The following is a 25,262-nucleotide window of genomic DNA, read 5'->3' as shown; positions in this document are numbered from 1 at the left end:
ACGAGAGGTTTTCGAAGTCTTCTAGAGCCATTAAAGGTGGTACGGCACTAAACAAACGTATTTTAGGACTTTTAAATGAGTGCGAAGAACGCCGAAAGAAAGGCGACCGAAAAGTTCAAACTAAAGATAAAGAGCTTCAAGACGTAATCAAAAAGCTAAAGGTTGAGTTGGAAAATACAAAGATAGAAAGAGACGCGCAGGCCGAAGAGAACACTGAACTTCGCAGACAATTAATTGATGCTAAGAAAAAGAATCACATATTTCAAGCGCAGATACGAGATCAAAATACAAATAGAAAAATTATTAGTCTGGAGGGTAAATGAGCCACAAGGTATTAGCTCCTTGTAATTGCCCTAAGGTTGTATTCTCATCCGGTAGAACTGTTATTCCTGTAACAGAGTGGTTAATTGAACGTAAGTTTAATATCGGCTTGGCTTACAAGACTGTGAGAGCTGATGCAGACCACTTGGCACATTGGTTAGAATTTTGTGAATCAGAGAAAATGGACTACCTAATTGATCCAACAACCTTCTCTATGCAGAGATATCGCGATGAGTCGCTTGTTGGTTTATCTAATGAGAGTTGTAACCTATATCTATCATCGGTATGTAAGTTCTATTGGTGGTGCCAGAATAATACTTCTTATTGTTCAGATATGATTGGGTGGCCAAACAAAGCATATAATATTGATTTTAACATTATAGTTAGAAAACCCTCTAAGGGGGGAAGTGACTTTGTTATACCTTTCCTTAAAAAAAGTGTAAAAAAACCAATGAGGTACATCCCTAAAGCTCATGAAATAAGGGCTTTGAATGACCATTTAGCGAAAGAGGTTACAAACCAAAAAGGTCCTGCTGGTGAGTTTTTAGCAATTAGAAATCAGTTGATGGTTAGATGGGCTACTGAAGCAGCATTGCGTTCAGAAGAAATTATTTGTCTACAAATTTCTGATTTACCTCTAATCGATAATGTTAATTTTTCTATGGCAGAAGTATACATACACCGAGGTACTAAATATGGAAGGCACAGAAAGGTTAAAGTGAGTATAAGTTTAATCAAGGCTACTTGGGATTATATTGAATATGAGAGACATGAAGTTATAGATCAGATTTGGAAGAAATATGGTGATGTTGAAAATGTTTTTATCAATGCTGGTAATAAGTCGCTAAGGCCAAAAATGAACAGGAATACGTTTTATACATTATTAACTCCGTTTAATTCAAAGATAACTCCTCATGCTCTAAGGCGTTTTGGCTTAACAAGGTTTGCAGCAAGATTAATTAAAATTGAACGTATCATTAGAAAAAAAAATGATTTAAAACAAATCGATATAAGGCATGTTGAGCAAGCATTAAAGCTACAGGCTGGACATCAGTCTGTAACAACAACCATAAAACGGTATGTTGATTATGCTTTAGCTGTTGAGTTGAGTGAAGAGGAAATAGAAGCGGTAGACACTAGAATTGAAGAGTTAGAATGGGAGCTTGAAAATCTTAAATCAAGGAAAGGTGTAAGCAGAAATTTACGAGAGTTTATATGATTTCTAAACTGTAGTGTACTAGCTCAGACCTGATCTGACAGTTACCTCATTTTAAACCATTCAACAAAGCCTCGGTCTTCTAGTACGTAGTTACCTCGGCTTGATTTCCAGAGCAAACCCTTAGCTCCGAGTGCTTTAATAGCCACTTGAATAGAGGCCGCGTTGGATCGTGTCTTGCTACCTAAGCTTTTTAAAACAACAGAAACTTCATGGATCGTGGATTGAGCATAGGCCGAAAATTGAGCATTGTTTGAAACTTTGTTTGATATAACTTCGAGGAGTGCCTTTTGAATGTCTGTGAGGGCGTTATAGCTCGATTCGTATTCGCTCCACATACCATGTCTTATGTTTATCGCGCCGTCGGTTAGGATGGTTCTAAGATTAGGAGCATCACCAATACTTAAACTTGCAGTAGAAATAATATTGAGCAAGAGTTCTGGCCGTTGCCCAACCATTTCGAAAGCGAATGCCATATCTGTTGTTGAGAACTGATTGCCATCAGCGAGCTTTTCATTAACCCACTTAGTAAAAGATTGAACATAGTCCTCATCGAGTAAGGGGAAAGTTGTAACGCTTGATCCAAAGAAAGGCTGATTCTTTTTAAGGACGAGCTGCGCTAGTTTGTCGCGACTAGACCCCGTAAATACTAAACGCAGACCTTCAATATCTTGTCCTTGAATTAGATGGTCTCGTGCGGCCTTCAATCCAAACATAGCGTTGATACCACTATCACTGTTTAAAGCATGTTGCGCTTCATCAATCACCAGAATAATTAATTTTCCAGTCACTACGTGAAGAAGTTCGAGAGCTTTTGATAATGTAACTTCTTTAGAAAGTTTTGGTTTTGAGAAATCCCAACTTGCTGTTTTAAGAATGCTTAACTTTTGAATGCTAGCTCCTTTAGACATCTTTGTGATGAGGGATTCATTTTTAGCTATTTCATCTGCAATAGCGGTATTAATAAGTTCGGCGGGGTCGGTGTCACGATCTGACCAAAAATCTACGTAAACTGGGTACCAGTCGCGGCTAACACACTCGGGAATGAGGTCTTCTTTAAGGAACGTAGTTTTACCAGTTCGCCGAGGAGCTGTCAGAAAAAGCCCTGAACGAAAATCAGATAAGCCACCCCCTTCAAGTCCATTAGCAATGCTAGATGCAAGAGAAGGTCTTCTGTGGATAAATGGAAATTTTCTCAAAGAAGCCATAAAACATGCCATTTTATGTTAAAAAATATAATTTATATTATTTCAAATAAATACATATAAAACAAGTTGGAGTTGAAAGCTCAACTACACCATCACCAGCCTCTCGGAGAGTTTCAAATTGTTGATTATTTATTTCGTTTACTACTGCTATTTGCAGATAGCACTACAGGAGTTAAGAGCTCACGAAGCTTTGGAGGAAATGGATTCTTCAGGTATGGGAAGTGTAGTAAGGTAATCAAATTTCATATTAAATTTTGCAAGAAAGCTCTATTTTTCTTACAGGAAACTCTTGAAGGGTTGCCTGAGAGGCTCATAGTCCTCCCTTATTGTTAATACACTGCCAAATAGGTTCTTCGCTCTCCCACCAAACTAAACTCACAAAAAGGTCATTATGATAGTGAAAGGCATGTTCATATACCGTAGCATTGTCTGCCCAATTTTCTCGACACCATACATGTCCATCTACTTCGCCTGGGCCAGAATCAACTTTGTTGACAATCAAATCATAAATTTTTGAGCCATTAGGAACTGTACTTTCTGGGTAGAAGCATCCAGGTAAACTGCTATTTTTACTAAATAACCAACGACTTCCATCTTTTCGATATATGACAAAATGTCCCATATGATGATTGCTTGCTATAATGCGGCGCATGGTCATCATGAAACTTGTATTAAATGCTGATTTTACTGAATTGATTAAATCAAGGTTCAACTGACTTTCAACTAGCTGATTTTTTAGCAGATAGGTAGGAATAAGAAGTTCTGAAGCATAGCTGTTTGCAAGGTTTTCGCGATTACGTGAATAGCCTTTTGGTTTTTCCATGTCACTATGAGAACATAAATTACCGACTTTACCACGGTCTTTGAACCAATGCCCCAGCTCATGTCCGACGGAAAATCGCTTCCTAGGGGCGTCGCTTGTTGAATTGACAGTAATTGTTGCCCTGTTTCCAGCGCCAATAATCATAGCTTCACAGCCATTCAAAGGTTTTTCTAAAACAACTGCCTGCTGTTCAAATGCAATAGCTTCAATGTCTATTTCACTCGGTTCAGTTATTGCAAATTCGTCAACATATAGTGATTCGACAAAATCCTTAATCGTCAATGTTAATTGCTCCCATTGCAATCAAGTTAGCTAATATTTGCTTTGCGTCTTCGTCCGTAATTTCTTTGCCTTCTCGATGCGCTACTGTAAGGTTTTCCGGCAATTTTTGTTGTATAAATAACTCAACAAGAATGTCTCTAGCACCTTTACCTTTCTTTGTTAGGTAGCCTACTACATCTACTTCTTCATGCTTTTTCTTTTCAGTTTCAAGTTGTGTCCTAGCATTTTTTAACTTGGCTTTTTTGAATTTTTGTTTACATTCATGAATTCGATCATGAAAGCGTGCTTGAGTTATCTTTATCTCATTAGTGGTTAGGTCGTATTCAGTTATAAGCTCACTAATGGGAGCCGAAGTAATATGCTCGATCATGATATCATCGAGTAATTTTTCCATTTCTTTGTTGGCCATCATCCTGCCTCCTTTAAGTATTTTTTTCCGTTTCTTACTATTCGTCTGCGCGTTGTGTCATAGGCTTTCTCATCACCGCCAAAAACAGAACTAACTATTGCCGATTTATTTAGACCATTTCTTGTTGCTGCTAAAAAAGCTATTGCACCATCATCTTCATCAAATACTCTCACCAGTATGTCCCATTCTGATCCTGAATTGTTATATTCATCTGTGGTTGGTGCAGCAATAACGTCATCATATCCATCAATCGACTCAGATTGGTTGAAAACTTTTTCTTTGTTAAGTTCTAGCATGCCATGGCAGATGCTCTTAATTACCAGTCCAATTGAAGATGATAAGGGGACGTTTTTAGGGACATGTCTCGTATCGTCTAGAATTCGCATTAGCGCGTCATGGAATACATCCTCAGCTTCAATAGCAAGTCCATACTTATTGATGAGTTTTTTTGATATGACTGTGGCTTTTGTAAGTACTGCATCCGTATTTGACTCCAGAGCCTTAAGTATTTCATCGATAGTGTAGTAATCATATTCCTGCATCTGCTATTCCCTAAGACGGACAAAAATAATTTTCTGGACATTGTCCAGTTTTCAACTTGAGTTCCGTCCTAATAGGTATAGGACAAAACTACATAATTAGATGTTACCGAATTTATAAGGATAAAAGTATATGCCAAATGCAAACACACATATGTTGGTTGGGGGCGCGGTAAGCTTTACTGCTGCGTTGCTTGATAAAGACAAGCACCCAGTAAGCCACCATATTGCCATGGCTCCAATTGTTGGAGCTTTTATAGGGAGACTGCCGGATATTTTAGAGCCAGCTATTCATCCTAATCACAGACAGTTTTTTCATGGTGTAATAGTATTAGCACTGCTTACTGTAGGGGTCCTAAAAGTATATCAGTGGTCACCTGAAGAACCGTTTAACAAATTTGTAAGGGGGATGTTACTTGTTAGTGGGTTAGCTTACCTAAGTCACCTGATTTGTGATGCATCAACACCAAAGGGCCTTCCTTTAATTGGAAAGCTTTGATGGAGGTAGATCATGACTACATTATTTGCTAATGCCCGTGCTCTAAACGAGCACAAAAAATCTATGTTGGTGGAAATGCTGGACTCTGTGTTCGTTAGTCTCGACTTGACTAAAACACAGCGTGAGCGTATCGAAGCAGCTTACAATGCCGTTGGTGATTATCTGGCAAGTTGTGATGACTCTTTACTTGATGGAGTGCAGATATATCCACAGGGTTCAATGAGACTGCGTACTACAAATAAGCCTCTATCCCAAGAAGAATTTGATGTAGACCTGATTCTATTTTTGCCGAATGCGGGTTCTGCAACGAGAGATCAAATTGTATCAGTGGTTAAACAGCACTTGTTAGATAGCAAGGTCTATAAGGAATTAGTGGAAGACCTTCCCAGAGGTTTTCGGATTAATTATAAAGGCGATTACCATTTGGATATTACTCCTGCTAAGGCGTATGACCTTGAGTCGTTACCGGGTCATCCGTTATGGGTTGTTGATAAACTCACGGGGTTTAAGGAGTCTAACCCAGAAGGTATGGCTAGAAATTTTGATGACGCTTGCTCTCTGCTTCCGGTAATACGCCGGCCACAGGTATTTTTAGCAGCGTTAGATAGCAAATCCGTTACCGCATTACCTGATCAGTCTAAAAAGAAGCCCTTAAATCGAATTATTCAAATTCTTAAACGTCATCGTGACGTTTGGTCTCAATTAAGTAGTAATCCTCATACTGATTTCAAGCCAATATCCGTTGTAATAACGACGTTGGCCTGTCGAGCTTATGTAGAAGTTATAGAATCTAAAAAACAATATGATAATGAACTTGATCTCATTTTGGATGTTATCGAACTTATGCCGCATCACATTGAGTCAGGTTATGACGGAATACTAATTGCCAATCCCACTATGAGATCAGAAAACTATGCTGAGAAGTGGAATCGATTGAAAGGTCAAGAAGGCCAAAAATACAGAGGAGCATTTTATGCTTGGTATCAGGCTGCAGTCGATACATTTGAATATTTTGCAAGTGAAAACAGTCGAGGTATGGATAACGTTTTTGCTACTTTGTCTGAGGCATTTGGAGAAAAACCGGTGTTAGCCGCTCAAGACCGAATTGTTGCGGCCATTAATGTGAACAGAGGAAATAATAAGCTTGGAGTTGCTTTAGGGACAGGAGTTGTTATCGCCTCGATTGCTGAAAAGGCTAATTCAGCGACTACAGGTCTGCATGATGTGGTTCCAGTAAAGAGGAACCAGTTCTATGGCGACTGACCCTTCTTTTTTAAAGCGTCTGGAACATCCTGTAATTGGCATTCGTGAACAATACCTCGCATTAAAATATCGAAGTACAGGAAATGTGTCCATTATCAATAATGATAAGACAGTGTTGTGGGAAGGAACTCTCCAACCGACAGCACTGTCTAGGATCTATACAGTTGTCATAAAGTACACCCTTAGTCATCCTCCAGTCTGCATTATTAAAAACCCTTATTTATCAACCTTAGCTAGAGGTAAGTTAATCCCCCATACATACCGAAATAAGACGGGTATAAAAGGGACACAATTGTGTTTGTATTTGCCCGTAATCAAACAAAAGAACAAAGTTAGCGAATGGGAAACGACTATGTTTCTGGCTGACACTATCCTTCCTTGGACCTCTGTCTGGTTGCTTTACTTTGAGTTCTGGCTTTCCAGTGGAGTATGGAGTGGTGGTGGTATTGAACACAGCGAGAGTGATATATGTCAAAGATGAAACATGCAGTTAGTTACTTTATCAAGAAGGCCGCAGACTGGCTGTTCAGAAAGCGTTCGCCTGCTCTGCTTGTTTTTAGGTCAGGGGTCTGTTTGATATTAGCGACTGTGGTCGGAGGTTGGACTGTATCAGTTGTATACAGTGATGTAGGGCAGTTTCTGGAACTAAATTATCAATCTTCAAACACGACACAGTTATTTCTCTCACTAGGTTTCTTTCTTGGGGTGACAGCTACCATATTTGGTGTCGTGTGGGAGTATCAAATATTTCGGGATGAAAGGAAACGTAACGAAAAGAAAAAAACTATTGTTCTCGAACAGAGAGGGTTGGTCGATACTTCTGATACTCCACTATATGAATTTGTGAAAAATAAATGTTCGTGGCAGGTCGATTCAATAGTGAATGACATCCGAGAGCGAATTATCGACAACGTGATCACTAGACCTGATCTAGCATTGGTCAAGTTGAGCCATATTAAAACTAGTATTTCCGAGAAAACTGCCCAGTACGCCGCATCGGATATATCGATAGCCTATGGTGGAATTTTTCCAATCCCCTTTTCATTTTACGCAGGTTATCTACTTGATGATGAGAGTCAGATCACAAGATTCGATTGGGATCGAGATCTGTCTAGTTGGCGAGAATTGGACGAAGGTGATGATGGTGAGGAGTTTGTTATTGAGCGACCTGAGCGCACTGCTAAGACTGTTGTGTTAGCAGTATCTATTTCTTATCCCGTCGACAGATTAGCAATTTCTACAGTATTTCCTGATCAACCCATTCACTATTTATCTCTGCCTTCGCTTGATAGAAATAATCATTGGGCAAAAGGTAAACAAGATCGACTTAGTGGAGATTTCTTCGAATATTGTAAAAGCTTGTTAGGTTTAGGAGTAGAAAATATTCATTTAATCCTAGCCTCTCAAAACAGTATAGCTTTTAGGCTCGGGCAGACCTATGACAAACGCAACCTGCCTAATATTTCTGTTTACCAATATGAGCGTCACCAATCTATAAAATATCCGTGGTGTTTAAGAATCCCTCATAAAGTTGGAGTGACACCTATAATTGTTGATACCGAATTCAAGCATGTTGCTTGATGTTAAGCCGTAAAGCTGGAGTTAATTATGACTAATAAAAAACAAAGTTCATCAAAGATGGCATCACTAGCTTCGTCTGTTTTGACGGATAGTGGTTCCTCTCTGATCCAGAAAACCTTGGCAGGTTCTGTACTGAGTCAAGCTGGCTCATCACATCAGACTGGTTCTGAAATGGAAAGCATCGCATCAGGAGTCTTGCAAAGTGATAAGTATAATGACACTACCAAATCTTTGGCTGCTTCTGTGTTGTCACAGTCAAATAAAGAACGTTAGTAGGCCGGGCTGTATTAAGCAGCCCTGTTTAATACATTTTGGACTTCTTAGCCGATGTAGAGCTATGCAAAAAGGCACGTTAGTATTTATAGGTAAGTTTAATGATATTAACCCACTCCTCCTCTTTTCTATTAAATACTGCCATTAATCAAATGATTTTCTTATCAATCAGGAATTAGTAGTTTAACAGAAATGCCCATTGAGGCAGCGATATCCCATAGTGCTTTTAATGTAACGTTCACTTCACCGCGCTCAATTCGTCCCATATAGCTGCGATCTATTTTGGATTTTGCCGCTAAGGCTTCTTGGGAGAGGTTTCGTGCTTTGCGTTGACTCAGAATTAGCTCACCAACCTCTTTTGCTATGTTTCTCATTTTTATATCTCAAAAATGAAATACAATCGCTAATTGCGGACTATACCTCCACGGACTATAATCCGTATTTTTACAGATTGAGATAGTTATTTTGAAATCTAAGCCCATCGCTCACGTTGTAGAGGAGTACTTCCAATCAACGGTTCAAAAAAAAGCCACTATTAATGATGTACTCAAACACTATGTGGAAAAATACGGTGAGAACAACCCGGTAGAAATGAAAAGAGCTCGACATGCTATTTATCTAAAAATTCGTCGTTTAGTTAAATCAGGTGTATTGGTCGTTGCCTCAAAGAGCGGTAAGAGTACTCATTATGCCAAAGCGAAAATTCTAGAGGAAACTAAGACGCAAAAATCGATCCCCGTTACAGTTGCGCCTAGTGAGAAAAAAATGCTCTTTAAACGTAAGACTGAACTTGAGTATGAACTTGAGCTATGCATTGCCGAAGCTCAAGGGTATGAAGAAATGAAATCTTTATTGCCCGCTCAGCTTAATTTATTAACCTCTAAAAAAAATGAAGCAAAAAAACGAGCGATAAGACTAAATGGCTTACTTACTAGCACTCAAACCATATTACATGCACTCACATGATGAAAAGACATAACCTCTCACTAAGAACTTGGCAAAAGAACTGTGTATCAAAAGCGTTAAAAGTTTATCAAACAGGTCAGCAAAATTTTATGTGTGTCGCTGCACCAGGTGCGGGCAAAACAAGATTTTCTGCGTCGTTAGCAAAAAATTTATTACATACCGAGTATATTGACTTTATTCTCTGCTTTGCCCCTTCTGTAAGCGTACAAACCAGTATCCAAGAAACATTCAGTATTGTATTAAATGATCGCTTTGATGGCCGCTTAGGAGCAAAAGGCTTGGTTATTACCTATCAAGGTATCCAATATGCCTACCAAGAACTCGCACATGTTATTAAGAACTACCGCGTTTTAATAATATCCGATGAGATTCATCACTGTGCTTCGGGGGTAAGTAGCACCTCTAATCAATGGGGACAGCTTTTAGTTTCTTTAATATCAGAAGGTAGTCCTTTAACACTGACTTTGAGCGGCACTCCTTGGCGATCAGACAGTACAAAAATTGCGCTTCAAAGCTATTCTGGCGAGCCTCAAGAGCTTCATACTGACTTTGTGTATGGGTTAGGTGATGCGGTTCGGGATAAGGTTTGCAGGAGACCTAGTTTAATATTGCTCGATAATAGCTCTATTGGAGTACAGGAGAATTCTGAAACTTATAAGTTTAGTAGTATTCGCCAGGCAATTGAGGCTGAAAAACTAAAATATAGCGAATTACTGACTCATCAAGAGTCACTAAGTCAGCTCATGACCTATGCCCATGACGAACTTGTTAGAATTAGAGAAAAATACCCTAATGCCGCAGGATTAGTTGTTGCATCATCAATTGAACAGGCACGCAGAATATCTCTGTTTATTATCAGTAACTTTAATGAGAGTGCTATCGTAGTTAGTTATGATCAAATTGATGCCCACGAAAATATCAGAGACTTTCAAGGCTCAGAGAGTGACTGGATTGTATCTATCGGCATGGTAAGTGAAGGAACGGACATCCCGCGTTTACAGGTCTGTGCATACTTGAGTAATGTGAGAACGGAGCTTTACTTTCGACAAGTACTTGGGCGGATTCTACGGATAAACAAAAATCCAGAGGAGCCCTGTTCCATGATAGCGTTTGCTGAACCAAAGTTGATTGAATATTCAGAACGAATAAACCAAGACCTACCGGAAGATTCGATGAGAATAAAAGTCATCGAAGAGCAGGCTTTAATGAAAAAAACGGCGCTTAATCAAGATACTCAAGGTCCAGAAAAAAACGATTTTGCGATCATGAAAACAATACAATCAAGCCATTCACATTCATTTGATAGACTTCATGATATAGCATCAGAAGCCTCGTACTCAGTAAAAATGGCTTTCTGTAAAGACTCTTATAGAACAACAATTTTATCTTTATGAAGCAGATTTTAACACTAATGGGATGAGTTACGTTTGAGAAGCTCAGAAGTCAATACAGTCTGTATATTTTTAATATATATTGCATTTAGATATTTATTTCAATATGATTTCTGTGTCAATAAAGAGTGTTTTTCATGCCGGAATTTGTTTTAAGTAACGTCTGTCTTTCAGTAAGAAAACACGGTTTCGTGTGTTTGTTGCTGTTTGTACTATCGCTATTTTCTACGGTTATGGCAGCTAATAGTATGATGTCACCGCCGACCTCTAATATGAGTTCTATGCAAACTCATGATATGTCATCTGATTGTGCATCTACTTGTATGTCTGCTAAAAGTGAGTGCCATGATTCTTCATCAGAGCATGGTCATCAAGATTGCGTGGATAATCACTGTAGTAGCTTTTCTGGCTTATTGGTTAGCAACCATTCAGGTCCTGAGAATACTTCTTCTGTTTACATGGTTTTACCGTCTAAATTTTACGCCTCTACCTACCTAAATACACCCTACTTCCCTCCGATAGTCATTTCTTAAATTCGCTATTTCACTCATCGCTGTTATTCGCGTTGAGATTTTATGAATTTAAAAATGAGTACTTGAGCCAATGGCCAAAAATCTTTTTTTGGCATTCTGTCATGTGTTACAGAGTGTCTATTGTCGCCAATTTTTAATCGGTAAAACGCATCGTATTGCCTCCGTTTCCCTATTATCCTTATTGCCGCTTGTTGCGAATGCAGAAGCGCTAAACCTTGAACAAGCGGTGGATAAAGCCGTCTCTCAAGATAATTGGTTGATTTCCAGCCAGTTAAAAGAAAATTCCATTCGCGCGTTAAGCCAAGGTATGACGGTATTGCCGGATCCAAAAATCAATGTTGGCTTATTAAATATGCCAATCGACAGTTTTGATTTTAACCAAGAAGCGATGACGCAATTTAACGTGTCGATATCGCAGATGTTTCCGGCGGGCGATACTTTACGTTTAACAGGAGAAAAGTACGCCGCGCAAGGCGATCAAATGCCCTTGATGCGAGATAATCGTCGCGCAATGCTGGCGATGGAAGTGTCAAATCTTTGGCTAACGGCCTACAGCTACGAAGAAAGTATCAAACTCGTGAAGCAAAATAGAACCTTGTTCGAACAACTTCATGAGGTAGTGGAAAGCAGTTATAGCTCGGCGTACGGGCGAGCCAAACAGCAAGATTTAGTGCGCTCTGAACTAGAGTTGATTAAGTTAGATCATCGCCTTACGCAGCTTAGCCAAGCGAAAGAAAATGCACTGAAAAAATTATCCCAATATATTCTTCCGACAATGGCTGATCAGAACACAGCTGATCAAGATATCACCCTGAAAACAACGGGTGAACCCATTATGGTAACCCCGTCTAATATCCTTTCGTCGCTTTCATCGAATTCATTGGCATTGGCGGCTCGCCTGCGCCTGCATCCGTTGGTTCGCATTGTCGATGTTCAATCCAATGCCGCGCAGATAGATAAATCGATTGCCGAGCAAAAGTACAAACCAGAATGGGGCGTTACTTTGGGTTACGGTTATCGTGGCGATGATCTAAGCGGCAAAGATCGAGCCGATCTGGCGTCGATTGCGGTGAGTGTCAGTGTGCCAATCTTTTCGTCTAGTCGACAGGATGCTCAGGTGAAAGCCGCGTCCTTACAAGTTGAGTCTTTTCTTTCTGAAAAGCAGCTGGTGCTGAATGAACTCATGGCGAAATACCGTGTTCTGACATCTGATATTACTCTGCTAGATCAACGAATCCGTCTTTATAAAACAAAGTTACTTCCTAGCTACAGAGAAAGCGCGCAAGCCATGTTGAATGCTTATACCAGCAATGATGGTGTTTTTTCGGATGTGGTTCAGGCGCGTATCGCGACATTGAATGCGCATGTTGAATTGTTGAATATTCGCATTGAGCGTTTCAAGCGCTTGGCAGAATTGAATTATGTGATGGCACAAGGTGAAAAGGTGAAACTCAAATGAAAGTAATCGGATATATCTGTGTATTTGTATTAGGTGGTGCTCTTTCGGCTACGGGTTATCACTTTGGTCTTCAAGCATTCAATGCCATGAACGGTGAGATGAGCAGTGATATGAATGCAGGCTCATTAAACGCGAAAGATGAAAAGACACCCTTGTATTGGGTGGCGCCAATGGATCCAAATTACCGTCGCGACAAGCCCGGTCTATCGCCAATGGGTATGGACCTCATTCCTTTTTATGGGGCAGATCAAGGTTCTGATAATGCTGGTGTTGGCACTGTGAGTATTTCGCCTGAAGTGGTTAATAACCTTGGCGTGCGAACAGAAAAAGTTTTTCAAGGCATGTTGAAACCAGACATTCGAACCGTGGGCTATTTGGCTTACAACGAGGACAAGATTGTTCATATTCATCCTCGCGTTGAAGGCTGGGTCGAAAAGAGTTTTATTAAATCCAATGGCGACTCGGTTGAAAAAGGTCAGCCCCTATTTGATCTGTATTCGCCGACCTTGGTGAATGCGCAGGAAGAGTTTGTCTTTGCGTTAGCGCGGAAAGACAAGCGCATGATCAACGCAGGGGAAGAGAGGCTAAAAGCCTTACAAGTGTCGAGCGATTTTATCAAAGCGTTAAGGACGAAGCGCAAAGTGTCTCAAACGGTGCGATTCTTTGCGCCACAAAGTGGTGTGATTGACAACCTTGGGATTCAAGATGGTTTCTACATTAAACCGGGAACAACCTTGATGTCGATCGCGGATCTGAGTGAAGTCTGGTTGGATGCCGAAGTGTTTGAACGCCAAGCACATCGCGTCGCGGTGGGTCAACCGGTTGAAGCCGTGACGGACTTCCTACCGGGAAAAACTTTTGCTAGTAACGTGGACTTTATTTATCCAACCCTGAATGTAAAAAACCGTACTTTGCGTGTTCGGATTCGTTTGGACAACCCTGAGCAATTATTGAAGCCAGATATGTTTGCTCATGTCCGTATTGAAACTACAGAACCGGGTCAAAAGCGATTGATTTCAAAAGAAGCCTTGATACGTGGCGGTGAACAAAATCGCGTGGTATTGGCATTAGGCGAAGGACGCTATAAATCGATTGCGGTTAAAACCGGCGCGTTCGGCGATGACTACGTGGAGATCTTGGACGGCTTGGTATTGGGTGATGACGTGGTGACATCGGCGCAATTTCTGTTGGATTCTGAATCCAGTAAAAGCTCCGATTTCAAGCGCATGAATGCAGACAGTAACCAGACGGCAATGTCTGCCAGTGATATGTCGGACAATAAAATGTCAGACCAAGCAGAGCCAGTAGCAAAACCCGCCAACAATGTTTGGGTGGCCGCACGAATTAATCGTATTGATGCGACAACACGCATGGTGAATGTGAATCACGAAGCGATCTCGGATTGGAATTGGCCAAAAATGACGATGGATTTTGTTCTAGCCGATTGGTTGGAGTTGGATGAATTGCCAATAGGTAAAAACATTCAGCTTGAGATTACCCGTGAAAGTAGCACCAAGTTTGCTGTTACTGACTTTTTTGATGCTGACGCAGAGTAGGGGAATATCATGATTGAAGCGATTATCCGCTGGTCTATTCATAATCGGCTTATGGTGCTATTGGCCAGTATTATTCTCGTTGGCGCCGGTTTGTATTCGTTAAAGAATACGCCTGTTGATGCGATTCCTGACTTGTCAGATGTTCAAGTCATCATTAAAACCAGCTATCCAGGACAAGCGCCGCAAGTGGTGGAAGACCAGGTGACGTATCCAATGACGACGGCGATGTTGTCTGTACCGGGTGCTCAAACGGTGCGTGGTTATTCGTTCTTTGGGGATTCTTATGTTTATGTGATTTTTGATGAAGACACTGACATGTATTGGGCGCGAAGCCGAGTGTTGGAGTATTTAAGCCAGGTTGCGCCGTCATTGCCCAGTAACGCGAGGGCGCAATTGGGGCCAGATGCAACGGGTGTCGGCTGGGTGTATTTGTACGCGTTAGTGGATAAAACTGGTCAAAACGATTTAAGCCAACTGCGTTCGCTGCAAGATTGGTTCTTGAAGTATGAATTGCAAACTGTGCCCGGTGTTTCCGAAGTAGCGCCAATTGGCGGTATGGTGAAGCAATATCAGGTGAGTGTGAATCCAGACAAATTGCGCGCGTTAAACATGCCGTTGAACCATATTCAAAATGCGATTAAACGCGGTAATCAAGAAATCGGTGCTTCGGTCATTGAAATGGCCGAAGCCGAATACATGGTTCGAGCGTCTGGTTATATTCAGAATATTGAAGACATCGAAATGATTCCGCTTGGCGTCAGTGAAAGTGGTACACCGTTGACCATTAAAGATGTGGCCGAGGTCGGTATTGGCCCCCAAATGCGTCGTGGTTTGGCTGAGCTAAATGGCGAAGGCGAAACGGTGGGCGGCGTGGTGGTGATGCGTTTTGGTGAAAACGCACAGAAAACCATCGAAGGCGTAAAAGCGAAACTGGAAACATTGAAATCCAGCCTGCCAAAAGGCGTTGAGGTAGTGACGGTTTATGATCGTTCCGGTTTGATTGATCGCGCCGTAGAGAATTTATGGACCAAACTGCTGGAAGAGTTCCTTGTGGTGGCGCTGGTCTGTGTGGTGTTTCTTTTTCATGTGCGTTCTTCTTTGGTGGCGATCATCAGCTTACCCGTGGGGATTTTGACTGCTTTCATTGTTATGCATTGGCAAGGTATTAATGCCAACATCATGTCGCTTGGCGGTATTGCGATTGCCATTGGCGCCATGATCGACGGTGCCATCGTGATGATCGAAAATCTCCATAAGCATATGGAAAAGGTCGAAATGACCAAGGAAAACCGTTGGCAGATTGTCACCGCCGCGGCCACCGAAGTCGGTCCTGCGCTATTTTTTAGTTTATTAATTATCACCGTCAGTTTTGTACCTGTGTTCACCTTGGAATCCCAAGAAGGTCGGATGTTTGGCCCGTTGGCCTATACCAAAACTTACGCTATGGCGGCATCGGCGGCGCTAGCGATTACGCTTGTGCCGGTTTTGATGGGGTATTTTGTGCGAGGTAAGGTTTTACCAGAGCATAAAAATCCAATCAATCGTGCCTTGGTCGCGGTGTACATGCCGGCGTTAAAAGCCGTATTGAGTTTTCCGAAAACAACCATTGTGGTAGCGATTGCTATTTTTGCCATTGGTATGTGGCCTTTAAATAAGTTGGGCAGCGAGTTTATTCCTAATCTAGACGAAGGCGATTTGATGTACATGCCAACGGCGTATCCGGGGATTTCGATCGGACAAGCGCGTCAGGTATTGCAGCAAACCAATAAGCTGATTGCGACCTTGCCTGAGGTAGAAACCGTCTTTGGTAAAGTGGGTCGCGCGGAAACAGCGACCGATCCCGCACCGCTGACCATGATTGAAACCTTCATACAGTTTAAGCCTCAGTCCGAATGGCGAGACGGCATGACCAGCGACAAAATAAAACAAGAATTAGATCAGTTAATCAATATTCCAGGTATAACAAACGCTTGGGTGATGCCGATCAAAACACGAATCGACATGCTGGCAACGGGTATCAAAACCCCTGTGGGTATAAAGGTTGCAGGTCCTGATCTGAAAGTGATTCAAGATATTGGTTTGCAGCTAGAGAAAATCTTGAAACCAGTTGAAGGCACGGCATCGGTTTATTCTGAGCGTGTGGCCGGTGGTCGTTACGTCAATATAGACATTAATCGCGCGAAGGCATCGCGTTATGGGCTGAACATTCAAGATGTTCAAGAGCTTATCTCTTCGGCGGTGGGTGGCATGAATGTCACGAATACTATTGAGGGGCTTGAGCGCTATCCCATTAATGTTCGCTATCCACAGGAGTATCGTGATTCACCAGAGCAATTATCCCTTTTGCCAATCGTGACTCCGAATGGTTTACGAATTGCTTTGGGAGATATTGCTGATGTGTATGTCGAAGAAGGGCCGCCGGGGCTAAAAAGCGAAAATGCCCGATTGAATGGCTGGACCTTTGTGGACATTGAAGGCGTGGATATTGGTCGTTATGTCGAAAACGCGCAGAAAATCGTAGCAGACAAAGTGCAACTGCCGGCAGGGTATTCGTTAAATTGGTCTGGTCAATACGAATATATGCAACGGGCGAAAGAAAAGCTGACATATGTGGTGCCGCTGACATTGGTCATCATTATTGTTCTCTTATACATCAATTTTCGTAACTTCTCTGAGGTCGTCATCATTATGGGGACGCTGCCCTTTGCCATGGTAGGCAGTATTTGGCTGATGTATTTGTCTGGCTTCAACTTTTCGGTTGCAGTGGGGGTTGGTTTCATTGCACTGGCTGGGGTAGCGGTGGAAATTGGTGTCATTATGCTGGTGTATTTGAATCAAGCGTGGGCTGAGACACAGCGTAAATGCACTGTAAAGGGCATTTCACCTCGCGCTGACACGCTTTACCACGCGGTGCTTCACGGCGCGGGTATGCGAGTTCGCCCTGTGATGATGACCGCCGCAGCCATTATTATCGGCTTGCTGCCAATTTTATATGGTACTGGAACAGGGTCGGAGGTGATGAGTCGAATCGCTGCACCTATGGTTGGGGGTATGGTGAGCGCGGTCGTACTGACGTTATTAGTGTTGCCTGCGGTGTATTTTCTATGGAAGAAATCGTCATTAAAGTAAGTGTTTTTAAACAGTAAAAGAGAGCAGTAGAAAGACATTTTTTGTACTGAGATTAAAAATCAATCAATAAAAATTAATTTCAAATCAATCAAACCATAAAGGATAAAACTATGAGTAAACTAAAATTAGTATTTTCTGTATTAGCAATAACTGCGTCTGTTAGCGTATTTTCACACGGCAATATGATGGAAACCTACCCACAAGATGGCGCGATGCTAATGGATCAAGCGCAGCGTGTGGAAATGCATTTTCAAAAACCGATGCGCGTGGTGAATTTGAAAGTCGTTGGGTCGGATAATAAGCCAGTGGCGATTAAATACGATCGAAAAGCCAAAGCCACAGATAACTTCAAAGCGATGTTGCCTGAGTTAGCACCCGATAGTTACTCTGTTCAATGGAAAGCGATGGGAGACGATGGGCATATGATGAAAGGGTCTTATCATTTTATGCAGCATTAATCGGTTTCGACCGTGTGTTTGAGTAATATATTTTGAGGTAACTGGAGGCTGTATGGCGTTAACGAATTGGGAAATTGCGCAATTACTGACACGTTGGTTACTGTATTTTGGTGGTCACAGCGATATTTACGACGTTTGTTGACCCTCCAATGCATTAATTGGACGTGTATTTAAAGTGGCGCCGTTTAGGTTGAAAGTTGATTGGGGGAGGAAGAATGAGACAAAATAAAATCGTTATCGTTATCGTTATCGTGTTAGTAATTTTTAGTAAGGTTTAGATAATAACTATCTTATAAAAACACTATAAATTCAATAGACTAAGATTTTTTCTGGACCGACTTGGTACACTTTTTTTATCACAAAAATAAGCAGTAAATATAAATTGTCAGCAATTTACCGAGGGAAAAAGGCACCAGACTTTACTTTTCTAGCACGAGAAATATCCGTGTCCAACAAGATAGCCCATATGATTCAATGCATGAAGGCCACTGTTTATCGCAAACTAACACGCACAAAACAGAGAAAAGGTATTGCCTCAAGAAAATATAAGATATATGCTGAAAATACTTAAGAAGTAAGTGTATTATATTTTAATTCAGGATTGATAATTTTATAGGGACTAATATGCAAAAAATAAAATATCTATGTTTCATTATATTTATAACTATCGGAAGTGGTTTTTCTTTTATTATCAATGCCTCGTCTGAAGATTCAACAAAGCATGACGCTACTCTACATTGCACCCATTTCCCATCAGACTGCAAAAAATCAATTAAAAGCACTGTGGAAAGTCAGTATCAACAAAAAATCCCATCTCCAACTGAACCTGGACAATCAATTTTTGGAGCAATAGCCGAAGTTAATAAACTTTTAGAAGAAGGGAATGTTGATTGGAATAGTGTTGATTTGGATGCTTTGATGGAACACTTGAAAGACATGGATAATTTGATGACCAATACTATGGTGAGAAAAAATGAATTACCTAATGGATTAACAATTAATGTATCCAACTCCGGTAATGGGCAGCGAGCTATGGATAACATGATTCCTGCACACGCTAGTTTTTTACAAAATGTGAGGCCTAATTGGACTATTAAATATGAAAAAGAAAAGTCAAATTATATAATCACTGTAACATCAGAGATTCAAAAAGAAGCTATTAAAATAAAAGGATTAGGCTTTGCTGGTTTCATGGTGCAGGATGATCATCATGCATCTCACCATATGAGTCTGGCACTAAAGAAAATGGTTCATTAATAAAATAGAATATCTTAGACGGGTATAATAATGATTTGTAATATACGTCGGTTTCGAGCTTCTGTGAATAATGATGCTATATTTGACTTATGTAATGTTAACCTAGATAGCTGCTTATATTTACTTTATGGCCCATCAGGAGCAGGTAAGTCTACATTTCTTAGAGGTTTATATTATGGGCATGCTGAAGAATCTATTGATGGCGTTAATTTTAAAAAGCTAATCGATTTTAATCAAAATATTCAACATGTTGTATATGTGGATCAGCACCCAACTAGATTAAACCTGTCAGTTGAGCGTTTTTTAATATATGCACAAAAAACATATGTAGAGTTAAATGGGTGCCCCAAGAAACTTAACAATATTGTTGATGAATTTGGATTGCGACCATTATTAAAACAGTCATTAATTGGTCTTTCGGGAGGCGAACTACATAGAGTTCATTTAGCTTCGGCATTTTCATCTGAAGTCGATTTATTATTACTCGATGAGCCTACAGCAGCTCTAGATAAAGCTAATACAGATATATTTAAACGGCTATTGGAGAACTTTTTAAAAAATGGTGGTAGAGTAATTTGTTGTACTCATGATGAACGGTTACGGGATTTTGATTCTAATGGGTATTATTTTTCCATTCTAGATTTCCCGAGCTTTTTTCCTTCACGTCCAATTGTATCTGAGATTCGATTTGATGTTTAAAATTTTAATTCTAATTTTAATTCTAATTTGGAATCACCCAGCTTATTCGAAAAGTATTACTTTTGGAGTGACTACAACTCAAGAAGCATCTGGTATTGCCAAAGAATTAAGGCGACGTCTAGCGAGCAATTTTCCTGAACATACTTTTAATTACTCAGTTGCTGGCAGCTCATCTACATTGAGAATATTGAATGACACTATTATTGATTTCGCTATAACACATAATCCAGAAAAAGAAGAGGAAATGGTAGCTGACGACCCTTTATTGAAGAGAGTTCCATTATTTACTAATGATTTCGCCTTAGTTGGACCATCTATGATTATTGAGGAGTGTGAGGGAATACGATCATGCTTGTCCAAAATACACCATGAGCAATTTGAATTTTTATCCCGAGGTGATAAATCAGGTACTCACATGTATGAATTGAAACAGTGGGAGCAGCTTGATATTGATCCTAAAAATAATGAAGGGTACTTTTCAGCAATAGGAGGAGCTGCTAACACTATAAGGATTTGTGAAATAAAGAAGTGCTTCCTAATAATAGATACATCCTCATTTGAAAAAATAAATTCAAAAAAATTGATTGTGATTTCTAAAGATTTAAAATCAAATATTTACTCATTGATATATAAAATAGAAAAAGAAAATAATTATCTTCTGCCAATACTTAAATGGATTAAATTGAATTTGCCCAAAATTTCTATTAAGTTTGGATATTTATCAAATCAAGATAGCGAGAAAATATTAAATGCTAAGCCAAAATGAAATACTACGATATAACCGAACTATGAAATTATCAGAAATAGGTTTCATAGGGCAAGAACGTCTTAAATCATCAAGAGTATTAGTTATAGGGGCTGGAGGGCTTGGTTCCCCCGCATTACTATACTTAGCAGCTGCAGGCGTAGGTACAATCGGCATAATAGATGCTGATATTGTAGATGAAACCAATTTACAGCGCCAAGTAATCCACAATACTAAAAATGTTGGTAAAAAGAAAGTAGAGTCAGCTAAAGAGGCGTTGCTTGCACTAAACCCCACCATAACAGTAAACACTTTTGACGTATTTCTCACAGAAAATAATGCAGATGAAATTGTTGGTGATTATGATATTTTATTAGATGGCTGTGATAATTTACAGACACGATACCTAGTTAATGATGCATGTAAGTTAGCAGGTATCCCATTTGTATATGCAAGTATTTATAAATTTGAGGCACAAATAACTATATTTGGTTTACCTAATTCACCATGCTACCGCTGCCTTTTCGCTGAGCCTCCCGAAGACGTCCCAACTTGCGGTGATGCAGGTGTTTTAGGTACTTTACCTGGAATGGTTGGCTGCTTACAAGCCACTGAAGCTATAAAGTATTTAGTTGGTTTTGGGGATTTACTCGCAGGTAAGATGTTAGTTTTAAATTTGGCCGATCATGAATACGAAAAGGTATCTGTTAATAAAAAAGCTTCTTGTAAGGCTTGCAATGGTTCATTGACACGCATAGGAGACCTACCTTTCGAAGCATTTTGTTCATTATCTACAACCAATAAGTCAGAGGAAAACCTCAATACAGTTCCTGTTATTTCAAGCGCTGAACTCAGAAAAAAAATCTCTCGACAATCAGTAACCTTAATAGATGTTAGAGATGATTATGAATATGAATATAATCATTTGCCATCAGCCCATTCTGTTCCGGTTTCAATAATGAAAAAAGGAGACAGCGATGGAGAGTATCTAAAAAAAATATTAAGTATCATTAATGAAAAAGATATTGTCGTCTTTTATTGTAAGTCAGGAATAAGATCAAAAAAAGTTTTGGAAGCTATCTATAGTGGTCTAAATCATAATTCTAAAACTGCTTACACTCTGACTGGAGGAGTAATTAATTGGAAAAAAGAAAATCCGAATTTCTTAATAATTTAATAAATATAAAAGGATATTAGTATGGAAGAACGTTACTCTCGGCAAATTCCAATCATGGGTAAAGAAGGAATAGAGAAGCTTAAAAACAGTAAGGTTTTTGTAGGTCGATGTGGTGGAGTTGGTGGTACAGTAGTTAATTATTTAATTAGAGCTGGTGTTGGAAATCTTATTTGTGCTCATGGAGGAAAAATTGTCCCTGAATATCTAAATAGAATGCAACTAGCTTACGAAACTGACGTTGGAAAATCGTGTATAGATGCATTTAGAGATAAAACGGATAAAATAAACTCTCAAGCAAAAATTCATTATATTGATAACCACATTACGGATATCGATAACATCGAGGAACTATTGTCGGATGTTGACCTTGTTGTAGATGCTCATCCACTTTTTGAAGAAAGATATAAACTAAATGACTTGGCTTTAAAACTAGATAAGCCAATGGTAAGTGGGGCAATGTACGGTGATGAAGGGTATGTTTTTACAGTTTTACCTCATAAAACAGCTTGTTTAAGATGTCTTTACCCTAAAAAACCTGACTTTTGGACAAATATTAAAGTTTTTCCTGCTCTTGGAATGGGCCCTGGAATTATAGGTTGCTCCATGGCTCGGGAAGCAATTGAATTGCTTTTAAAAGGGACAAGTCAATTAAGTGGAAAGACCTTACATTTTGACTTGGCTGATATGGATTTTTCAGTATTGAATATGCCTCGTAAAGAATGTAACCACTAACAAAATAGGATGTTAAAATGATTAACTTAAAAATTGCAACGCGCCTACGTGAAATATATGAAATACCTTCAGGTAACTATAAACTAGATAATGTTGTTAATATTACTGATGTTGTCTTTTTAATGGAAGAAAAACATCCTGGTATAAAAAACGATTTGATTTTAGAAAATGGTCACATTAGGCCTGACGTTATTTTCTATTTAGATGGTGAGCCTGTTGAGCCAGAGGCGGTTAATACGGAATTAAGTAATGTTTCTACTATTCGTATAGTCCAGGCAATGGCGGGTGGTTAGAGTTGATTGAGTTAGCTCTATTTACTGTTGCAATCAGTGCTATATCTACTTTATTAGCTGTTATGGTTGCAATGGTAATTGCATTTCTTTTTGATACATCCTCTTCACGTATACGACGTATTAGTTTTATTTTTGCTCAGTCATTAAACGCTGTACCACCAACAGTAGTAGGCATTTTTGTATACTATTTTTGTACTCAGTCTAGCTTTTTTTCTGGTCTCATTTTTTCTCCTTCCGGCATGATCTTAGGGCAGTTTATTCTTGCTCTTCCGATTAGCTATGTATTATTTTCTAATCCAATACTCAATAGTATGCACTCAATAAAATCAGTACTACCTAAAAACATTATAGGTAATCAACGAGTGAATTTTATTCGAGTGGTTGGTGTTACACTAATTGATATTCGTCATATCATTGTGTCAAATGTATTTGTCATTTTTGGTCGATTAATTGGAGAAGTTGGAACTCTTTTAATTATAGGTGGGGGTATTCATGGGCAAACAGAAACTCTATCTACCAATATTGTGATGCAAATCCACATGGGAGATGTTGAGAGCGCAATGATGAGCGGTATCATTTTGCTTAGCATTGTAGTGATAACACGGCTCGCAATCTTATTTGTAGAGCCTAAATCCAGATAATAAGTATGGCACTGTAAAGTAAACATGGGAGAAGCCAACTGCTGAAATTGCTTCCTCTTACTACAGAAACAAACAGTATAAAAATGAATTATCAGCAGTTGGCCGAAGGAAAAAGATAGAAAATTTCAGCTCTTTTAGAACAAGAAACGCCAGTGTCTAATATCGCTAATACCATTCAATGTCATAAAACCACGGAGTATTATCGTGAGTTAAAGCGTAATCGATAAGCAAAAAGCTATTGCCCTAAGGAAGCACAGACTATTTGCCTAACGAGATAAATGACGTCTGTAAAGTATCTAATACCAACAAAAACTATCGATTATATACGCATTCTCATTGAGTTTAATTGGAGTCCAGAGCAAGTCTCCAACGTATTAATGAGATATCAACTGAAGAAATCGCTAGCTTACAAAAACGTTCTCTACAAATTGGTAATATTGTTAATGTCATTCGTGATATCGCAGAGCTAACTAACTTGCCTTGAACGCTGTCATTGAGGCCGCGCGTGCTGGTGAGTAAGGGCGAGGCTTTGCCGTAGTAGCAGATGAAGTGCGAACTCTGGCTTCTCGAACTGCCACCGCCACCGCTAAGTTCACTGAAACCATTAATCTGGTCCAAGCCGACACAGAAAGTATTGCGAAAACTATGCAAGCAATATTGCCGAATGTGGAAGAAAGTGTATCAAGCTCTAACGAAGTCACAGAAATGCTGACCAATATTCGAGCTGGCTCAGATGAAACCCTTGCTCGTATTCGCGAAGTGTCGCATTCGGCAGAAGAACAAAACAAGGCAACTCAGAGCCTTGCGGAACATGTAGAAGAAATTTCCAACATGGTGAAAGAAACAGCTGAGGCCATTTCTAGTTCAAGAAAAAGCATGGGTGACTTAGACAAGTTAGCCATCGAACTTCACGAAAGTGTGAGTTATTTCAAAGTATAAGAGTCCGATTTTTTTATGCATTAATACAATAAAAAAGCGCTAATACTTATAGAGACCTTTGCACGAATCCTCTTTTTTGATCCTATGAGGTAATAATCACAAGCAAAAAAAGAGTGATAAAAAATCGTTAAAGGAACTGAGTCTTGCCGATGCGCTATAAGCGTCAAATCGGTTTGTTGAAGAATTTGATGAGATTCATACCTTGTTGGATTAGGCTTGTATTGATCTGTTGTTCAGTGGCATTCACAATCGCAGCAAAGGAGAGCACGCTTGGCCTCCTTTAATGATGTTTAAAGCCTTATTGTTGTAATCATGGCACAACCTTAGCGACTCGGTATTGGAAAAAGAATGGCTCGCGATTTGTTGTTTCGACGCTTTATCGGTTTAGGCCAAGGCGTTCCAGACCATAGTACGATTTGGTGTTTCCGTAATTTACTGGAAAAAAATGGATTGTTAGACGCGGCGATGACAGAGATTAATACACAGTTAGGCGAGCAAAGTTTGACCTCAAACAAGGTGAGATAAGCATCATTGATGTCAGCGTCATAGAAGCCAAGAATCCTCGTCTCCGCAAAATGCTCAAGGTGAAAACAAACAAGCCCCCTCCAAACTGTGCAATTTGACACTTAGATTCACATAGTAAGTGCATAACTTGTTGTGTGTTTTTTGTCGGGCATCAGGTTTTACTACATGGATACACCACCTGAACTAATATCATCAGGTTATGTATAAAGAAGTTTAGAATTCACTTACTTAATACCGTGTACCATTATTTAATATTTTATCTATATAACCTTACTGTATGGACCAGAAAGTTCCGGGAAGACAACCCTAACACTTAGTACAATCGCCGAAGCGCAAAAGAAGGGATAT

28 protein-coding genes and 2 pseudogenes are annotated in these 25,262 nt (G+C 39.8%); 25 read left to right on the top strand and 5 right to left on the bottom strand.

From position 1 onward, the window contains the following. The coding region (locus I8J31_RS19820; RefSeq protein ID WP_199470321.1) for a hypothetical protein at window positions 1-323 on the top strand (323 nt) is incomplete at its 5' end. After that, complete coding sequence (locus I8J31_RS19815) at window positions 320-1,540, top strand: tyrosine-type recombinase/integrase (RefSeq protein ID WP_199470320.1); 1,221 nt, start codon at window positions 320-322, stop codon at window positions 1,538-1,540. The genes I8J31_RS19820 and I8J31_RS19815, both read left to right, overlap by 4 nt. 41 nt (window positions 1,541-1,581) lie before the next feature. On the opposite strand, the gene I8J31_RS19810 is transcribed toward I8J31_RS19815, so the two are convergent. From I8J31_RS19810 to I8J31_RS19795, 4 genes are all read right to left on the bottom strand, one after another. Beyond that, a complete protein-coding gene (locus I8J31_RS19810; RefSeq protein WP_199470319.1) occupies window positions 1,582-2,745 on the bottom strand; it encodes an ATP-binding protein in 1,164 nt (387 codons plus the stop codon). A 310-nt stretch (window positions 2,746-3,055) separates the two neighbouring features. After that, window positions 3,056-3,850: an ImmA/IrrE family metallo-endopeptidase gene (locus I8J31_RS19805; protein ID WP_199470318.1), complete on the bottom strand. Its 795-nt coding sequence runs from the start codon at window positions 3,848-3,850 to the stop codon at window positions 3,056-3,058. After that, window positions 3,840-4,262: a hypothetical protein gene (locus I8J31_RS19800; protein ID WP_199470317.1), complete on the bottom strand. Its 423-nt coding sequence runs from the start codon at window positions 4,260-4,262 to the stop codon at window positions 3,840-3,842. The genes I8J31_RS19805 and I8J31_RS19800 overlap by 11 nt, the downstream gene beginning before the upstream one ends. After that, window positions 4,259-4,801: a hypothetical protein gene (locus I8J31_RS19795; RefSeq protein WP_199470316.1), complete on the bottom strand. Its 543-nt coding sequence runs from the start codon at window positions 4,799-4,801 to the stop codon at window positions 4,259-4,261. The genes I8J31_RS19800 and I8J31_RS19795 overlap by 4 nt, the downstream gene beginning before the upstream one ends. Before the next feature lie 130 nt (window positions 4,802-4,931). On the opposite strand from I8J31_RS19795, the gene I8J31_RS19790 reads away from it, so the two are divergent. From I8J31_RS19790 to I8J31_RS19770, 5 genes are read left to right on the top strand one after another with little or no spacing between them, the layout of a single operon-like run. Next, complete coding sequence (locus I8J31_RS19790; RefSeq protein WP_199470315.1) at window positions 4,932-5,297, top strand: metal-dependent hydrolase; 366 nt, start codon at window positions 4,932-4,934, stop codon at window positions 5,295-5,297. Window positions 5,298-5,309: 12 nt separating this feature from the next. Next, window positions 5,310-6,560, top strand: coding sequence for a nucleotidyltransferase domain-containing protein (locus I8J31_RS19785; RefSeq protein WP_199470314.1), 1,251 nt, complete (start codon window positions 5,310-5,312; stop codon window positions 6,558-6,560). Beyond that, window positions 6,550-7,041, top strand: a complete 492-nt coding sequence (locus I8J31_RS19780; RefSeq protein ID WP_199470313.1) for a type II CBASS E2 protein — start codon at window positions 6,550-6,552, stop codon at window positions 7,039-7,041. Before I8J31_RS19785 ends, I8J31_RS19780 begins: the two co-directional genes overlap by 11 nt. Further along, window positions 7,029-8,141, top strand: coding sequence for an SAVED domain-containing protein (locus I8J31_RS19775; protein WP_199470312.1), 1,113 nt, complete (start codon window positions 7,029-7,031; stop codon window positions 8,139-8,141). Before I8J31_RS19780 ends, I8J31_RS19775 begins: the two co-directional genes overlap by 13 nt. Before the next feature lie 27 nt (window positions 8,142-8,168). Next, window positions 8,169-8,414 (top strand): hypothetical protein, encoded by a 246-nt coding sequence (locus I8J31_RS19770; protein WP_233402925.1) that lies wholly within the window; start codon window positions 8,169-8,171, stop codon window positions 8,412-8,414. Between the two features lie 164 nt (window positions 8,415-8,578). On the opposite strand, the gene I8J31_RS19765 is transcribed toward I8J31_RS19770, so the two are convergent. Beyond that, complete coding sequence (locus I8J31_RS19765) at window positions 8,579-8,788, bottom strand: helix-turn-helix domain-containing protein (protein WP_199470311.1); 210 nt, start codon at window positions 8,786-8,788, stop codon at window positions 8,579-8,581. 91 nt (window positions 8,789-8,879) lie between these two features. On the opposite strand from I8J31_RS19765, the gene I8J31_RS19760 reads away from it, so the two are divergent. The 18 genes and pseudogenes from I8J31_RS19760 to I8J31_RS19680 form a co-directional block, all read left to right on the top strand. Further along, window positions 8,880-9,380: a VspR family transcription factor gene (locus I8J31_RS19760; protein WP_199470310.1), complete on the top strand. Its 501-nt coding sequence runs from the start codon at window positions 8,880-8,882 to the stop codon at window positions 9,378-9,380. After that, window positions 9,377-10,774, top strand: a complete 1,398-nt coding sequence (locus tag I8J31_RS19755; protein ID WP_199470309.1) for a DEAD/DEAH box helicase — start codon at window positions 9,377-9,379, stop codon at window positions 10,772-10,774. The genes I8J31_RS19760 and I8J31_RS19755 overlap by 4 nt, the downstream gene beginning before the upstream one ends. Window positions 10,775-10,908: 134 nt before the next feature. Further along, on the top strand, window positions 10,909-11,304 hold the full coding sequence (locus I8J31_RS19750) for a hypothetical protein (protein WP_199470308.1): 396 nt from the start codon (window positions 10,909-10,911) through the stop codon (window positions 11,302-11,304). A 70-nt stretch (window positions 11,305-11,374) separates the two neighbouring features. After that, window positions 11,375-12,763: a TolC family protein gene (locus I8J31_RS19745; RefSeq protein ID WP_199470307.1), complete on the top strand. Its 1,389-nt coding sequence runs from the start codon at window positions 11,375-11,377 to the stop codon at window positions 12,761-12,763. Then, window positions 12,760-14,319: an efflux RND transporter periplasmic adaptor subunit gene (locus I8J31_RS19740; protein WP_199470306.1), complete on the top strand. Its 1,560-nt coding sequence runs from the start codon at window positions 12,760-12,762 to the stop codon at window positions 14,317-14,319. The genes I8J31_RS19745 and I8J31_RS19740 overlap by 4 nt, the downstream gene beginning before the upstream one ends. Window positions 14,320-14,328: 9 nt before the next feature. After that, the gene (locus tag I8J31_RS19735) at window positions 14,329-17,448 is read left to right on the top strand and encodes an efflux RND transporter permease subunit (RefSeq protein WP_199470305.1); all 3,120 of its coding nucleotides are present in this window, start codon (window positions 14,329-14,331) and stop codon (window positions 17,446-17,448) included. 110 nt (window positions 17,449-17,558) lie between these two features. Next, window positions 17,559-17,906, top strand: coding sequence for a copper resistance CopC family protein (locus tag I8J31_RS19730; RefSeq protein ID WP_199470304.1), 348 nt, complete (start codon window positions 17,559-17,561; stop codon window positions 17,904-17,906). Between the two features lie 624 nt (window positions 17,907-18,530). Then, window positions 18,531-19,163: a hypothetical protein gene (locus I8J31_RS19725; protein ID WP_199470303.1), complete on the top strand. Its 633-nt coding sequence runs from the start codon at window positions 18,531-18,533 to the stop codon at window positions 19,161-19,163. A 63-nt stretch (window positions 19,164-19,226) separates the two neighbouring features. Continuing rightward, window positions 19,227-19,862 carry an ATP-binding cassette domain-containing protein gene (locus I8J31_RS19720; RefSeq protein ID WP_199470302.1) on the top strand — a complete coding sequence of 212 codons (636 nt, stop codon included), beginning with the start codon at window positions 19,227-19,229 and terminating at the stop codon, window positions 19,860-19,862. After that, window positions 19,855-20,628, top strand: a complete 774-nt coding sequence (locus tag I8J31_RS19715) for a substrate-binding domain-containing protein (protein ID WP_199470301.1) — start codon at window positions 19,855-19,857, stop codon at window positions 20,626-20,628. The genes I8J31_RS19720 and I8J31_RS19715 overlap by 8 nt, the downstream gene beginning before the upstream one ends. Window positions 20,629-20,650: 22 nt before the next feature. Next, window positions 20,651-21,784: a HesA/MoeB/ThiF family protein gene (gene moeB / locus I8J31_RS19710; RefSeq protein WP_199470300.1), complete on the top strand. Its 1,134-nt coding sequence runs from the start codon at window positions 20,651-20,653 to the stop codon at window positions 21,782-21,784. Window positions 21,785-21,805: 21 nt separating this feature from the next. Continuing rightward, on the top strand, window positions 21,806-22,516 hold the full coding sequence (locus tag I8J31_RS19705) for a HesA/MoeB/ThiF family protein (RefSeq protein ID WP_199470299.1): 711 nt from the start codon (window positions 21,806-21,808) through the stop codon (window positions 22,514-22,516). A gap of 17 nt (window positions 22,517-22,533) precedes the next feature. After that, window positions 22,534-22,809: a MoaD/ThiS family protein gene (locus tag I8J31_RS19700; protein WP_199470298.1), complete on the top strand. Its 276-nt coding sequence runs from the start codon at window positions 22,534-22,536 to the stop codon at window positions 22,807-22,809. Between the two features lie 2 nt (window positions 22,810-22,811). Further along, the gene (locus I8J31_RS19695) at window positions 22,812-23,450 is read left to right on the top strand and encodes a hypothetical protein (protein ID WP_199470297.1); all 639 of its coding nucleotides are present in this window, start codon (window positions 22,812-22,814) and stop codon (window positions 23,448-23,450) included. Window positions 23,451-23,572: 122 nt separating this feature from the next. Beyond that, window positions 23,573-23,827 (top strand): annotated as a pseudogene (locus I8J31_RS21280) (IS30 family transposase); the annotation flags it as partial. A 172-nt stretch (window positions 23,828-23,999) separates the two neighbouring features. Continuing rightward, window positions 24,000-24,389: a methyl-accepting chemotaxis protein gene (locus tag I8J31_RS19690; protein WP_199470296.1), complete on the top strand. Its 390-nt coding sequence runs from the start codon at window positions 24,000-24,002 to the stop codon at window positions 24,387-24,389. Between the two features lie 348 nt (window positions 24,390-24,737). Beyond that, complete coding sequence (locus I8J31_RS19685; RefSeq protein WP_199470295.1) at window positions 24,738-24,914, top strand: transposase; 177 nt, start codon at window positions 24,738-24,740, stop codon at window positions 24,912-24,914. A gap of 273 nt (window positions 24,915-25,187) precedes the next feature. Next, window positions 25,188-25,262: pseudogene (locus I8J31_RS19680) on the top strand (hypothetical protein); the annotation flags it as partial.

The sequence above is a fragment of the Marinomonas transparens genome, from assembly GCF_016463975.1.
In the GTDB taxonomy this organism is placed as follows: Bacteria; Pseudomonadota; Gammaproteobacteria; order Pseudomonadales; family Marinomonadaceae; genus Marinomonas; species Marinomonas transparens.
The sequence above is the reverse complement of the archived record's forward strand: the minus strand, read 5'-3'. Positions and strand labels throughout refer to the sequence as shown.